General features: G+C 39.3%; 15 protein-coding genes. 10 read left to right on the top strand and 5 right to left on the bottom strand.

Going from position 1 to position 14,501, the window contains the following annotated elements; translation table 11 throughout:
• Positions 1–7: 7 nt before the first annotated feature.
• Both folE and ACTJKC_RS07625 read right to left on the bottom strand, forming a co-directional pair.
• A complete protein-coding gene (folE, locus tag ACTJKC_RS07620) occupies positions 8–643 on the bottom strand; it encodes a GTP cyclohydrolase I FolE (RefSeq protein WP_440790937.1) in 636 nt (211 codons plus the stop codon).
• 12 nt (positions 644–655) lie between these two features.
• Positions 656–1,066, bottom strand: coding sequence for a 6-pyruvoyl trahydropterin synthase family protein (locus ACTJKC_RS07625; protein WP_344853283.1), 411 nt, complete (start codon positions 1,064–1,066; stop codon positions 656–658).
• Between the two features lie 102 nt (positions 1,067–1,168).
• On the opposite strand from ACTJKC_RS07625, the gene mqnB reads away from it, so the two are divergent.
• Entirely contained in the window at positions 1,169–1,792 is a 624-nt protein-coding gene (gene mqnB / locus ACTJKC_RS07630; RefSeq protein ID WP_440790938.1) for a futalosine hydrolase, read from the top strand.
• A 116-nt stretch (positions 1,793–1,908) separates the two neighbouring features.
• Positions 1,909–2,748 carry a menaquinone biosynthesis family protein gene (locus ACTJKC_RS07635; RefSeq protein ID WP_440790939.1) on the top strand — a complete coding sequence of 280 codons (840 nt, stop codon included), beginning with the start codon at positions 1,909–1,911 and terminating at the stop codon, positions 2,746–2,748.
• A gap of 499 nt (positions 2,749–3,247) precedes the next feature.
• On the opposite strand, the gene ACTJKC_RS07640 is transcribed toward ACTJKC_RS07635, so the two are convergent.
• The 3 genes from ACTJKC_RS07640 to ACTJKC_RS07650 form a co-directional block, all read right to left on the bottom strand.
• A complete protein-coding gene (locus ACTJKC_RS07640; protein ID WP_344853287.1) occupies positions 3,248–3,943 on the bottom strand; it encodes a response regulator transcription factor in 696 nt (231 codons plus the stop codon).
• A 168-nt stretch (positions 3,944–4,111) separates the two neighbouring features.
• On the bottom strand, positions 4,112–5,941 hold the full coding sequence (locus ACTJKC_RS07645; protein ID WP_440790940.1) for a sensor histidine kinase: 1,830 nt from the start codon (positions 5,939–5,941) through the stop codon (positions 4,112–4,114).
• A gap of 252 nt (positions 5,942–6,193) precedes the next feature.
• Positions 6,194–6,559: a DUF3127 domain-containing protein gene (locus tag ACTJKC_RS07650; protein WP_344853289.1), complete on the bottom strand. Its 366-nt coding sequence runs from the start codon at positions 6,557–6,559 to the stop codon at positions 6,194–6,196.
• Between the two features lie 71 nt (positions 6,560–6,630).
• On the opposite strand from ACTJKC_RS07650, the gene ACTJKC_RS07655 reads away from it, so the two are divergent.
• From ACTJKC_RS07655 to groL, 8 genes are all read left to right on the top strand, one after another.
• Positions 6,631–7,809 carry a THUMP domain-containing class I SAM-dependent RNA methyltransferase gene (locus ACTJKC_RS07655; RefSeq protein WP_440791417.1) on the top strand — a complete coding sequence of 393 codons (1,179 nt, stop codon included), beginning with the start codon at positions 6,631–6,633 and terminating at the stop codon, positions 7,807–7,809.
• A gap of 65 nt (positions 7,810–7,874) precedes the next feature.
• Positions 7,875–8,369 (top strand): hypothetical protein, encoded by a 495-nt coding sequence (locus ACTJKC_RS07660; RefSeq protein ID WP_025141803.1) that lies wholly within the window; start codon positions 7,875–7,877, stop codon positions 8,367–8,369.
• 356 nt (positions 8,370–8,725) lie between these two features.
• The gene (locus ACTJKC_RS07665) at positions 8,726–9,007 is read left to right on the top strand and encodes a helix-turn-helix domain-containing protein (protein WP_025141802.1); all 282 of its coding nucleotides are present in this window, start codon (positions 8,726–8,728) and stop codon (positions 9,005–9,007) included.
• 69 nt (positions 9,008–9,076) lie between these two features.
• On the top strand, positions 9,077–9,721 hold the full coding sequence (locus tag ACTJKC_RS07670) for an HD domain-containing protein (protein WP_440790941.1): 645 nt from the start codon (positions 9,077–9,079) through the stop codon (positions 9,719–9,721).
• A gap of 168 nt (positions 9,722–9,889) precedes the next feature.
• Positions 9,890–11,146 carry a putative DNA modification/repair radical SAM protein gene (locus ACTJKC_RS07675; protein WP_344853292.1) on the top strand — a complete coding sequence of 419 codons (1,257 nt, stop codon included), beginning with the start codon at positions 9,890–9,892 and terminating at the stop codon, positions 11,144–11,146.
• Positions 11,147–11,274: 128 nt separating this feature from the next.
• Complete coding sequence (locus ACTJKC_RS07680) at positions 11,275–12,036, top strand: TIGR03915 family putative DNA repair protein (protein WP_440790942.1); 762 nt, start codon at positions 11,275–11,277, stop codon at positions 12,034–12,036.
• Positions 12,037–12,327: 291 nt separating this feature from the next.
• Complete coding sequence (locus tag ACTJKC_RS07685) at positions 12,328–12,618, top strand: co-chaperone GroES (RefSeq protein ID WP_025141798.1); 291 nt, start codon at positions 12,328–12,330, stop codon at positions 12,616–12,618.
• 130 nt (positions 12,619–12,748) lie between these two features.
• Positions 12,749–14,383, top strand: a complete 1,635-nt coding sequence (groL, locus tag ACTJKC_RS07690; RefSeq protein ID WP_344853294.1) for a chaperonin GroEL — start codon at positions 12,749–12,751, stop codon at positions 14,381–14,383.
• The last annotated feature ends 118 nt before the right edge of the window (positions 14,384–14,501 follow it).

The raw sequence follows: 14,501 nt of genomic DNA on the forward strand, positions 1-14,501 counted from the left end.
CAGGCGGCTAGTCTAAACTCGCTGTAATTAACCTTAAAAACTCGGCTCTTGTTTTATCATTGCTTAAAAAAGTTCCGGTAAAGGCCGATGTTGTGGTCACCGAGTTTTGTTTCTGTACACCGCGCATAGACATGCATAAGTGCCTGCACTCCATTACCACGGCTACACCCATTGGGTTAAGCGTATTCTGAATACAATCCCTGATTTCGTTGGTTAAACGCTCCTGCACCTGTAAACGGCGGGCAAAAGCATCAACAACACGAGGGATTTTACTTAAACCAACAATGTGTCCGTTAGGAATATATGCAATATGCGCCTTACCAAAAAACGGCAGCATGTGGTGTTCGCACATCGAATATACTTCGATGTCTTTTACCACCACCATCTGGCTGTAATCTTCCTGAAACATGGCCGATTTAAGGATTTCATCCGGTTTTATATCATACCCATGCGTTAAATACTGCAAAGCTTTGGCTACGCGCTCAGGGGTTTTCAATAAACCTTCGCGTTCAGGGTTTTCGCCCAGTTGCCCTAATATATCTTTATAATGTGTTGCTACAGCTTCAATTTTTTCTTCGTTGTAACGGTCTACTTTTACGTAACCGCTCACTGGTTCGTCGTTAAATGCGTCGTTATTGCTCATTAATTCAGGTTTTTAACCAAAGTATTCAACAAAATTATTTTCGGTTTCGTAGATTTTTACGCAATGTAAAATGGCTCCGCTTTCTGCAATCGGGGCTTCCAGCTGTTTCCAGATTTCGATGGCCAGGTTTTCGGTAGATGCCAGTTTACCTTTCATAAAATCAACATCAAGGTTTAAGTTTTTATGATCAACTTTATCTACCACATAATCGTTCATCACATCTTTAAGCCATTTTAAGTCCACAAGAAAGCCTGTTTCCGGATTAACCTCGCCTTTTACTGTAACATACAGCCAATAGTTATGGCCATGCCAGTTGGGATTGGCACATTTACCATAAACTTCATTATTTTTATCATCATCCCAATCGGTACGCGCCAGTTTGTGCGCCGCATTAAATGATGCTTTTCTCGTTATGTAAATCATTACTATTAAATAAAATGCAAATATACGGATAAAGGTTTAAGCTTAAAGACTAAAGACCAAAGCTTAAAGAAAATCTAAAATATAATCTACTAACTTTACCACATGAAAACTTTAGTTGTTGCCGCTACAAAAGCCGAACTCACCTTTTTTTACCAGCATTTTAACCTGCCGGAGGGCGATTTTATAGAAAGTAAAAATTTCGACCTGCTAATTACCGGCGTTGGCATGGTAGCAACGGCCTTTGCACTGGGGAAACACCTTTCGCATAAATATGATCTGGTGGTTAATTTTGGGATTGCCGGTGCTTTCGACCGGAATATCGCACTGGGCACGGTACTCAACATTACTGAAGATACTTTTGCAGAGCTTGGGGCAGAAAATGGCGACGAATTTCTGACAATAACCGATTTAGGTTTCGGTGAGAACCATTATACGGCTAAAACCCAACGCAAAGTAGGTTTACCACGGGCAAAAGGCATAACCATGAATTGCGTAACGGGAAGCGAAAAAAGCATTCAAAACCTGATAGAAAGGTTAAATCCAACTACCGAAAGCATGGAAGGCGCTGCTGTTTTTTATGCCGCGAAACAATTGAATATAGATTGTTTGCAGATTAGAAGTGTGTCCAATTATGTAGAACCCAGAAATAAAGACAACTGGAAAATAGGCCTGGCCATTAAAAACCTGAACGATTGGGCCATAGCTTTTATTGGAGAAATGAACTGATTATGACCGATTACTGTGGCACAGTAGTTAATTTTGATTGATGAACCTGGCACAATTAAAATAATTATGTTAATTGTCAAAGGCTCCATCTAACACTGAAAACAAAAAATAAATAGATGAAACTTACACTTGGATTTTCACCCTGCCCTAACGATACTTTTATTTTTGACGCGCTGATTCATCATAAAATTGATACTGAAGGATTAGAATTTGAAGTTTTTTACGATGATGTAGAAACCCTGAATCAAAAGGCGATGAAGGGCGAACTGGATATTACTAAATTAAGTTTTCATGCTTTTGCCTATGTAGCTAACCAATATGCATTGTTAGATGCCGGTAGCGCGCTTGGTTTTGGCGTTGGCCCGTTGCTGATTAGTAAAAACCATTTTGACGAATCCAGACTCCAAACCCCCAACTCCGAACTCAAAATTGGTATCCCGGGAAAATATACTACTGCAAATTTTTTACTGGGCATTGCCTACCCACATTTGCAGAACAAACAGGAACTGGTTTTCTCGGAAATTGAATCTGCTTTATTAAACGATCAGATTGATTTGGGCTTGATTATCCACGAGAACAGGTTTACTTATCAGGATAAGGGATTAAATAAAATTGTTGATCTGGGCGATTACTGGGAGAAATTAACCGGCTGTGCCATTCCGTTAGGAGGAATTGTAATTAACCGCAATTTAGACCGCGAAGTACAGTTAAAAGTAAACCGTTTAATCCGCCAATCGGTTGAGTTTGCTTTTGCACATCCAAAATCGGGTATCGATTTTATCCGTCAGCATGCACAGGCCATGGAAGAAAGCGTGATGTACAAACACATTGAGCTTTATGTAAACAAATACAGCATTAACCTTGGTGAAGAAGGCCGCAAAGCGGTTGATACTTTATTCAAACTTGCACAGGAAAGGAATATTATTCCGGCGATTCAGGAGAATCTTTATATTTGAAGTGGTTGAAATGTTTGAAGGTTAATAGGGTTGAAAAGTTGGAAAGTTAAAGGTTGGAAAGTTGGTTTGATGCACGGAACATTGCAACGTTAAAACATTCCAACCTTAAAACATATTTCAATCATCCCGTCATAAATAGATTTCTCGACTGCGTTGCACTCCGCTCGAAATGACGTTAAAAGGGTTGAAAAGCTGGAAGGTTGGTTTGATGCCCGGAACATTGCAACGTTAAAACATTCTAACCTTAAAACATATTTCAATCGTCCCGTCATAAATAGATTTCTCGACTGCGTTGCACTCCGCTCGAAATGACGTTAAAAGGGTTGAAAAGCTGGAAGGTTGGTTTGGTGCCCGGAACATTCCAACCTTAAAACATTCCAACCTTAAAACATTCCAACCTTAAAAAAATATTTCAATCGTCCCGTCATAAATAGATTTCCCGACTGCGTTGCACTCCGCTCGAAATGACGATAGCGCGGAACACTCCTGCCTTAAAACCTTAGCCCACCAACAACTTATATCCCTTCCCGTGTACATTGATAATTTCCACTGCCGGATCGGCACGCAGGTATTTACGCAGTTTACTTAAAAACACGTCCATACTTCTTCCGTTAAAGTAATTATCATCATGCCAGATGCTTAACAAAGCTTCTTCGCGGGTTAAAACCGTATTCTTTTTTAAACACAGCAAACGCAATAATTCTGCCTCTTTTGTAGAAAGTTTTTGTTGCTGCTCGTCGCTGGTAATAATCTGGGTAGTATAGTCGAAATGATATTTACCGATAGAAAACTGTGTTTCTGCAGCTTCGTCATCATTACCGGTTTTGCTGGCAACACGCTTAAACATCGCATTAATGCGCAACAAAAGTTCCTCTATACGAAAAGGTTTGGTAATGTAATCGTCACCACCTAAATCGTAAGCAGCAGATTTATCTTCGAGCATGGTTTTAGCCGTTGCAAAAATGATCGGAACCTGTGTATTTACCTTTCTAATGTCTTTACCAAGGGTAAAACCGTCTTTTTTCGGCATCATTACGTCTAAAATACAAAGATCGAAGTTCTGCTTATTAAACGTTTTTAATCCGTCTTCACCATCGGTACATAACACCACATCAAACTTGCCTTTAAGCTGCAAATAGTCTTGTAATAATAAACCTAAATTTGGGTCGTCTTCTACCAGAAGTATTTTTTTCATTTTCTTAATTTTATTCACATATGTAGCATTACCTACAGTGAAAGTTTGATTCTGAGTATGCATAACGGTTTAATTTATATTGTAGATTAAATTAATACACTACTATATTAGGCAAATTAAACCTGTTGTATTTAAATGTGTCGATAAAGCAAGCTTTTGTGCCGACGGTTATCCGGTATATAAAGGTAAAGATATTTCGAACGTGGTTCCCCTATCTTTTTCGCTACTTACCTTAACTGTTCCATTCAGTTTTTTAATAATATCCTGAACGTAGTTTAAGCCCAGGCCAAAACCTTTAACATCATGCAGGTTACCCGTAGGCACCCTGTAAAACTGATCAAAAATCCGCTTAGATTGCTCCTTCGTCATCCCGATGCCTTTATCTGCAATTTCGATGATGATATTTTTATGGGTATTACGCGTAGTAATGGTAATTTCGGGTGTTTCGGTACTGTATTTATTGGCGTTATCAATAAGGTTATAAATTACGTTCGACAGGTGCAGCTCGTCACCAAAAACCACTGCATTTTCGGCATCGGTATTAACATGGATCACCGCATTTCTTTTTTGTAATTGTAACTCCATACTATCCAGCACAATCACAATCAGATCATTTACATCTACCTCGGTATTCTCAAGTTTAAGCTCCCCTTTTTCTAAACGTGCAATACTTAACACGCGCTCAATATGACTACCTAAACGCACATTTTCATCATAAATAATACCTGCCAAACGCTTTAAACGCGCCTTATCTTCTGTTACTTCTGGATCTTTTAAAGCTTCGCTGGCAATCATAATGGTGGCCACCGGTGTTTTAAACTCATGCGTCATGTTATTGATGAAATCAGTTTTCATTTCCGACAGTTTTTTTTGCTTTAAAATGGCATAAAGGGTGTAGGAAAAGATAAAAACAAGTACCAGCAATAAAGCGACAGATGAAGCCAGCGTAACACTCAGATTGGCAACAATAGCCGAATTTTTATCCGGGAAACTCACAAAAAGCATCCCCGGATCGCGGAACAGGTCATTCCCGAACAGCGGTGTTTTATAGGTATTCCCAGGCAGAAACTCTCCTTTCACATTGGAGGCCGTCATAAAAATAGTCGAATCTTTTTGGGCCAGAGAGATGCGGTAAGCAGGCTCGAGGGAGATATTATGCGCCAAAAGCTCCTCTTTTAACAAATTGCCAAGGGCATCGAAATTAATGCGTTTATAGATCGGTATTTTGGTTTCCTGGAGTTCTTTTGATACATCTTCAACCACACTTAACCTGGTGTAAGAAAAAGTATCTTTGCCCAGCGCTGCAATTTTTAGTTCTAACTGCTTTTTAGCAATCTCATCTTCCCTTTTAAACTTTTTCTGTAAGTCGCTTGGTATCTTTGGAACATTGGCAAAACCCGGGCTACCATCCCTCGGATCGAAAACCAGGTACCTTAAAGTATCAGGCAAACTTTGCAAACTTTTAAATTCGAATGCTTTTGGTGGCGTAGAAAATGGCTTGGTGCGCATGCTGTAACCTTTTATAATCAGGCTTTTCATGTCCACAAAAGCATCCATCTGCAAATCGAGCTTATCGCCGTTTTTCGAGGTTAAAGAACTATACTCCTTTTCCGAAATTACATCGGGTGCACGGTAAGCGTTACGGATAATACTATCTTGCTGGTTCAGGTAATTTTCGATCTGGTTTTCGCGCTCCACCTGGCGAAGCTCAGCTTCCTGAACATATTGCTGTCTTAAATCCTTAATATCAAGTGCACGCTGCCTCGAATCCTGAAGCTGTTTTAGCTTGTTTTCTGCGTCTTTCCTGTTAAGGTGATCGGCTACATTTCTACGCTGGATTTTATTTACAACAGTAGTTAAAGTCTGGTTTACCTGCTCATCAAAAAGCTGTGATTTTAGCTTATAGGATTCCCTGATGTAATACAACTGCATTACAAAAACACCCAGCAAAGCCACGGTCATCAAAACAGTAATTAACCAAAAACTCTTTTTCTTCATAAACCAGAAAGGTTTTTAAGATTAAAAAAACCGGAACACCATCTTTTTAAATCTAAACAGGTATCAAAAATACTGAATAGCAAAGCTAACTGTTTGTTTTTAACATATTTTAACAGCGCCTGAAAGACTTCGGAAGTTAGCGCAGGCCGTTCCTCTGGTAAAACTTCGGAAGTTTAGCGAAAGGCAAAAAAAAATGCCGGAGCAAAAGCTCCGGCATGGTTCAAAATTGTTTGCTTAAAAAAGATTCTTTATTTAAAAAGGCAAATCATCATCTTCACCTGGTGCATTGCTTACATCAACCGGAGCTGCATAAGCTGGTGCTGCTGCAGGAGCGCCTGCTGCAATGGCATTGATACGCCAGATTACCAAACTGTTAAAATATGATGTTTTACCTTGTTTATCTGTCCAGGGGCGACCACGTAAATTAAAGAACACCTCAACTTCATCACCTGCTTTAAAAGTATCTAATAATGCAGTTTTATCTTGTAAAGCCTCAAAACGGATATATTCTGGGTATGTTGGATTTTCTGCGTATTCTATTATTAAATCACGCTTTTTAAACGTTTCACTTACTTGTTGTGTGGCACCTACTTCGTGCACCTTTCCTTTAATTTCCATATCTAATACTACTTAATGTACTATAAACATCAAATCTCTATAATTTTATTGATAACTTCGCATATATTATGATGCAAGTTTTCCACAATAAAAGCAAGGTAATTATTACCTGCAACAAGCGCCTTTCTCCTTATCTTCAAGATGAAGTTACGGCTTTAGGCTATACCATAGTCCGGGCTTTCGCCACCGGTGTTGAGCTCAATATTACCCTTACAGAGTGTATTAAGCTCAATTTAAACCTGCGTTGTGCCAGTCAGATCCTGTATTCAATTAAAAGTTTTAAGGCTGTTACGCCTGACGACCTATATAAAGAAATTTCGGCCATTGAGTGGGAAGAACTGATCGATTTTTCGGGCTATTTCTCGGTTACCTCAAATGTGGATAACCCAAATATAACCACCCCGCTTTTTGCCAATTTAAAAGTTAAAGATGCAATTGTTGACCGCATGAAAGAGAAAAAAGGCATCCGCCCCAACTCCGGATCAGACGCCAACAAAGCGGTGGTACATTTATACTGGAAAGATGCCGATGCCGATGTTTTTATCGATACCTCGGGCGAAACCCTTGCCAAACATGGTTATCGTAAAATTCCGGGAAAAGCACCCATGTTAGAAGCTTTAGCTTCGAGCGTTATCCTGGCCTCTAACTGGGACAGAAAATCGCCGTTCATTAACCCCATGTGCGGTTCAGGAACATTGGCTATAGAAGCGGCCCTTATTGCCACCAACCGTGCGCCAGGCCTGTACCGCATGAATTATGGTTTTATGCATATTTTAGGTTATAATGAAGAAGATTTTTTTGCAGAGCGCAGAATTTTAAAAGATCAGGTAATTAAAAATGTTGACCTTAAAATTATAGCTTCCGATCTTTCTGAGGATGCCGTAGAAGTAACCCGCAGAAATGCGAAAACAGCAGGTGTAGATACGCTGATTGAGTTTGAAGTGTGCGATTTTGAATTAACTCCTGTTCCGGAAGATGGAAAAGGCGTTGTGGTTTTTAATCCTGAATATGGTGAGCGTTTAGGCGTACACAGCAAGCTTGAACTGACCTATAAAAGGATGGGCGATTTTATGAAAACCAAATGCAAAGGTTATTCTGGTTATATTTTCACCGGAAATCCTGATCTTGCAAAGAAAATTGGTTTAAAAGCATCTAAGAAAATTGAATTTTATAATGGTAAATTAGATTGTCGTTTATTGGAATACGAATTATATGATGGCTCGCGCAGGGCACCATTAATTGAGGCATAGTTTTTCATTGAAAATTAATATATTACGCTCTCTTACGTACCATAACGTAGAAAATTTTGAAGAATATGGAATTTGATGACATGGATCACATGCCCGAATGGGAGCATTTTAGCCGTTTTGGCCGCGATGATGAGGATGAAGAAAATTTATCGAGTGATGACGCGGAAAAGGTTAGGCTAAAGGCAACCAGGGCAAAAAGCCTTTATAACCAGGCAAGGGCTGTGTATAAATATGCTGCCCTGTTCTGCGAAACGCTTGAAGGAGAAATGGCCGAAATGACTGCTAACCTAATTATGCAGAATGCACTGATGCTGTGCCCAAAAATTGTTGGGGCAGAAGGTGCCGATATGTATATTTTAAGGATGGAGAACGCTTCCATTATCCGCACCAATTGCCGCGAACTCGAAACCCAGGTAAGGGCTGCAGATATGTTCGAAATCTGTACACCAGAATATAAAGACATCGTTTTAGACGAAATGGAGAAATTCCGTTTGCTGTTTATCGAGTGGGTTAAATACTTCGAAAAAGACGAATTTGAAGATGACTGGGGATTATATTAATTCCTGGCATCTGTTTGTCCATAATTTTCGCTTAACATTACCAGATTACATTCATTAATCTGCCTTATAAAAACATAATTCCCATCGCAGTTCACTACACCCCGGGTTAATACGCCTACGCGAAATTCAGCCGGATTAAAAAAACAAGTCATAACCTTTTTGGTACATACTAAAACTGATAATGAGGCCATAAAAAGCAGTTAAATAAACATTTAGCCTGTTTTCTTGTTACATGATAAGTTCTGTGCAATACCTGCTTAATTCCTAATAGTGCTAAAAATTTGCACTTTGGAAATCTGCCCGACTGAAAGTTTCGTACATAGCAAAAGAACATTTAAAAAATTTATCCCTTTTTTATGGAAGATGTATTGGCGCTAAAGACGAAGAATGTTGCCGGGAATATTAGAAAAATTAGAGAATACAGAGATTATACTCAAGATTACCTGGCAGCGAAGTTAAAAATATCCCAGAATGCTTACAGCAAAATTGAGCTTGGATATAGTAAATTAACTATCGACCGGTTATTTCAGATTGCAGCAATTTTAGAGGTTGAGGTATCACATTTATTAACCCTTAATCACAGCGATTTAATTAAAATTATTGCTGATGACGAGAACAGGGCAGCGGCGGCCATCTAGCCGGCGCTGTTGATATCATTTTTTCATACCTGCATATAATTCCGATACCTTTGAAAAAAATTCAGAATTATGCAGTCTATCATTCAGAAAACCATTGATTTTGTTAAAAAAACCTTAGCGCATGCTGAGGCCGGACATGATTGGTTCCACATTGAGCGTGTTTTTAAAACTGCTCAAACCATTAACCGGCAAGAAAATGGCGACGAACTTGTAGTAGCCTTTGCTGCATTACTGCATGATATTGCTGATCCTAAATTTAATAACGGCGATGAAGAATTAGGCCCCAATATGGCTGCTTCGTTCTTATCATCTATTGCTGTTGATGCAGAAACCATCAAACATGTTAAGCTGATTATTCAGCACATGTCGTTTAAAAATAGCTTTGACGGTGCCACTTTTTCTTCTAAAGAAATGCATATTGTTCAGGATGCCGACCGTTTAGATGCCATCGGGGCGATTGGTATTGCACGGGCATTTACTTATGGCGGCTTCAAAAACCGCGTACTTTACGATCCTGCTATCGCACCAGAGGAGCACCTGAACAAAGAAAGTTATAAAAACACCACAGCCCCTACCATTAATCACTTTTACGAAAAATTACTGCTGTTAAAAGATATGATGAATACCGAAGCCGGCAAAAAAATAGCAATAGAAAGACACAATTTTATGCTAACCTACCTGGAGCAGTTTTATAAAGAATGGGAAGGTAAATAAACTGCAAACGGTCTGTTAAAAATTACCCATTTATCAGTATTCTTTCGCAATGTTTAAGCACTAACTTTATCACGGTTAAACAATATTCCTTAAACGAATGGATTAAACAAATCTTTTTACTAATATTTTTAGTTATTTAAACTATATTTGTTAGTAAATAATTTACCTATGTCTGATCGAATTCGTGAAAAGCTTAATATTCTTGCTGACGCCGCTAAATACGATGTTTCTTGTTCATCAAGCGGCGGCACAAGAAAAAACACCAATAAAGGCCTGGGTGATAGCCATACATCCGGCATTTGCCACACCTATACTGAAGATGGCCGATGCGTTTCGCTTTTAAAAATCCTTTTAACCAACCATTGTATATACGATTGCTTGTTTTGTGTTTCGCGCAAAAGTAATGATATAAAACGTGCAGCCTTCACGGTAGATGAAGTGGTAGACCTTACCATGAATTTTTACCGCCGAAATTATATTGAAGGCCTGTTTTTGAGTTCAGGGATTTTTAAAAATGCCGATTTTACGATGGAACGCTTGCTGCTTGTGGTTAAAAAACTGCGGTTAGAGCAAAATTACAATGGTTATATCCACCTGAAAACCATTCCGGGCGCCAGCGATGAACTGATTAAAGAAGCAGGCCTTTATGCCGACCGTATGAGTATCAATTTAGAAATGCCAACTGAAGCAGGCTTAAAACTTTTAGCGCCCGAAAAAAGCCATGCAGACGTAATTAAGCCACTTGGATTTGTTCAGCAACAAATTACCCAGTTTAGCGCAGATAAAAAGCTGATTAAACATGTGCCCAAATTTGTACCTGCCGGCCAAAGTACACAAATGGTAATTGGTGCTACACCAGAGAGTGACAAAGATATTATGTACACGGCCAATGCCTTTTACAAAAATTTCGCTTTAAAGAGGGTTTATTATTCAGGTTATGTGCCCATTAGTAACGACACCAGGATGCCTGTTTTGGGTACTCAACCACCTTTGTTAAGAGAAAACCGCCTGTACCAAACCGATTGGCTGATGCGCTTTTACGGTTTTAAGGTGCAGGAAATTTTAAACGATGCCAACCCCAACCTGGATGTCGATATCGACCCTAAATTGAGCTGGGCCATCCGCAATATGCAGCATTTTCCGGTTGATATTAATACTGCCGATTATAAAATGATCCTCCGCATTCCGGGTATTGGTGTAATGTCTGCACAAAAAATTGTACAGGCCCGCAAATTTGGTAAATTGAGGATCGATCAGTTAAAAAAAATCGGTGTGGCTTATAACCGCGCCAAACATTTTATTACCTGTTTAGATACGCCGTACCAACTGAAAGATTATCAGGGAACACAGATAAAAGCTTTTATTCTGGCCGAAAGTCAGAGTAAATATTTAAAAACAGATAGTAACCAGATGATTTTGTTTTAAATCCCCCGCGATCGTCATTTCGAGCGGATGGTAGCGCAGTCGAGAAATCTACTATAGATCTCTCCCCACCTGTACGGGCAGGCATTCCGCTGCGCTTCAGTCGAGATGACGACCTAACAAACAAACCCATGACCTACATTTTCGATGGCTCCCTGCAAGGCCTTTTAACAGCTGTTTTTGAGTGGTTTGAGCGCAAGCCGGGAAAAGTTGTGCTAAAATCGATCGAAATTTTCCAGCCCGAAGCTTTTGTAGAAAGTTTTACTGTTACCACCGACGGAGATAAGGCCGATCGGGTTTGGGCGGGTTTGGAAAAAAAAATTAAAAAAGATTGGCTCCGCAAGTTCTATTGCAGTTACCTATCAGAAATTCCGGATGCTTACAACCATCTTTTTCAGTTTAGCCTTTATATTTTTCAAAATCCGGCAGGTGCCGAAAGCAATTATGGCAATGAACATGTAATCGCGCTTGCTAAATATGCCAAAAGCGTAGAGCGCGAAAAACACCGCATGGAAGCCTTTATCCGTTTTCAGAAAACTGGCGATGGGATTTTCTATGCGGGCATTGATCCCGATTTTAATGTATTGCCCCTAATTTCCAATCACTTTAAAAACCGGTATGCCGATCAGCAATGGGTAATTTACGATCTGAAACGTAAATATGGACTGCATTATAATTTAAATACGGTTGAAGAAATCACCATCAGTTTTAGCAATGGCGTAAATAAGCAAAATCCTGCTCCGGTTTTAATGGATGAAGGTGAAGCTTTATATGCCACCCTTTGGAAAGATTATTTTAAAAGCGCCAATATTGTAGCACGGAAAAATACCAAACTGCATTTGCAGCATGTACCAAAAAGGTACTGGAAGTATTTAACGGAAAAGGCGGTATAGAGCAACCGTCAATTGCGAGGAGGAACGACGAAGCAATCTTAAAATAATCGCTATACCCATAGCATTAAGATTGCTTCGTCGGCTGAAAAAGCCTTCTCGCAATGACGAGTAAGAGATAAATCTGGCTCAAAATTTAAAAACTTACTGCCATGCTGACACGCTGCATTCCAATTAGGGTAAAAAGATTGACAGTTTGGTGAAAATTTGTCCCTCCAAACCTCTTGGCACAAAAAGTGTTAAATGTATGCGTAGTTAAAAAACTTAAAATCAAAATAAAAAATAATAAAAGTTATGGCGTTAAACCTTAAACCAATTGCTGGCAGTTCGAACAGAGTAATAGTTGAACCGGCTGCGGCAGAAGAAAAAACTGCATCGGGTTTGTATATCCCTGATACTGCTAAAGAAAAACCATCTAAAGGAACTGTGGTTTCTGTTTCTGAAGAAGATTCTGAAGGTAAAAAAGCGAGTGTAAAAGTTGGCGATGTTGTAATTTATGGTAAATACGGCGGTACCGAATTCCCTTACGAAGGTAAAGATTACCTGATCATGCGCGAAACTGATATTTACGCTGTTGTAGGGTAAATAATTAAGATTGAATGACTGAGTTTCGAAAGAGTAAATTCAGCATCAATCAACAAATAAATAATAATGTTAGAATGATAAATACAGATGCAATCATTCTAACATACAATCATTCAAAATTTAAAAAGTAATGTCAAAACAAGTAAAATATAACGTAGAAGCACGCGACGCCCTGAAAAGAGGTGTTGATATTCTTGCAAATGCAGTAAAAGTAACTTTAGGCCCGAAAGGCCGTAACGTAATCATCGATAAAAAATTCGGTTCACCAGCAATTACCAAAGATGGTGTTACTGTGGCTAAAGAAATCGAATTAAAAGATGCAGTTGAGAACATGGGTGCTCAGATGGTTAAAGAAGTAGCTTCGAAAACAGCTGATATTGCTGGTGATGGTACTACTACCGCTACTGTATTGGCTCAGGCGATTATTACAACCGGTATTAAAAACGTTGCTGCAGGTGCAAACCCGATGGATTTAAAACGCGGTATTGATAAAGCGGTTGCTGCTGTTGTAGAAAATTTAAAAGCACAATCACAAACTGTTGGCGAGGATAACAACAAAATTAAACAGGTTGCGTCTATCTCAGCTAATAACGATGAGGTAATTGGTGCTTTAATTGCTGAGGCAATGGGCAAAGTAGGTAAAGATGGTGTAATTACTGTTGAAGAAGCAAAAGGTACTGAAACTGAAGTAAAAACAGTAGAAGGTATGCAGTTCGACAGGGGTTATTTATCTCCTTATTTTGTTACCAATGCAGATAAAATGGAAGCTGAATTAGATAATCCTTACATTTTAATCTACGACAAAAAAATCAGCAACATGAAAGAATTGTTGCCTGTTTTAGAAAAAACGGTTCAAACTGGTAAACCATTGGTAATCATTTCTGAAGATTTAGATGGCGAAGCTTTAGCTACCTTGGTGGTAAATAAAATCCGTGGTTCGTTAAAAGTGGTTGCTGTTAAAGCTCCGGGCTTTGGCGACAGAAGAAAAGCAATGTTAGAAGACATCGCAATTTTAACGGGCGGTATCGTTGTTTCAGAAGAAAGAGGTTACAAATTAGAAAATGCTGATTTAACTTATTTAGGTTCTGCTGAAAAAGTTGTTGTTGATAAAGACAATACAACTGTAATTAACGGTGCCGGTAATTCAGACGATATTAAATCACGCGTTAGCCAGATTAAATCTCAGATCGAAACGACTACTTCTGATTATGATAAAGAAAAATTACAGGAGCGTTTGGCTAAATTAGCTGGCGGTGTTGCAGTTCTTTACGTAGGTGCAGCCAGTGAGGTTGAAATGAAAGAGAAAAAAGACCGTGTTGATGATGCTTTACATGCAACCCGTGCGGCTGTAGAAGAAGGTATTGTTGCTGGTGGTGGTGTTGCTTTTATCCGTGCAGTTGCCTCTATCGCCGATTTAAAAGGCGCTAACGAGGATGAAAACACTGGTATCCAGATCATCCGTCGTGCTATCGAAGAGCCATTACGTCAGATTTGCGAAAACGCAGGTATTGAAGGTTCTATCGTAGTGCAAAAAGTTAAAGAAGGTACAGCAGATTACGGTTACAATGCCCGTACAGGTGTTTACGAAAACTTAATTGGTGCCGGTGTTATCGATCCAACTAAAGTAAGTCGTGTAGCATTAGAAAACGCAGCTTCAATTGCAGCGATGTTATTAACTACAGAAGTTGTTTTAGCAGACGAGCCTGAAGAAGGTGGTGCTCCAATGCCTCCAATGGGTGGCGGCGGTATGGGCGGTATGATGTAATACCACCTCCATAGCGAAACTATTTCGTGTAAAATATTCCCTCAGCGCTTAAGGCACTGAGGGTTTTTTTATGCCTTTTAACGCCAAAAAACGAAAATTTACTTCTTATAACCTGCTC

Source organism: Pedobacter sp. 22226 (assembly GCF_052045455.1).
In the GTDB taxonomy this organism is placed as follows: domain Bacteria; phylum Bacteroidota; class Bacteroidia; order Sphingobacteriales; family Sphingobacteriaceae; genus Pedobacter; species Pedobacter jeongneungensis.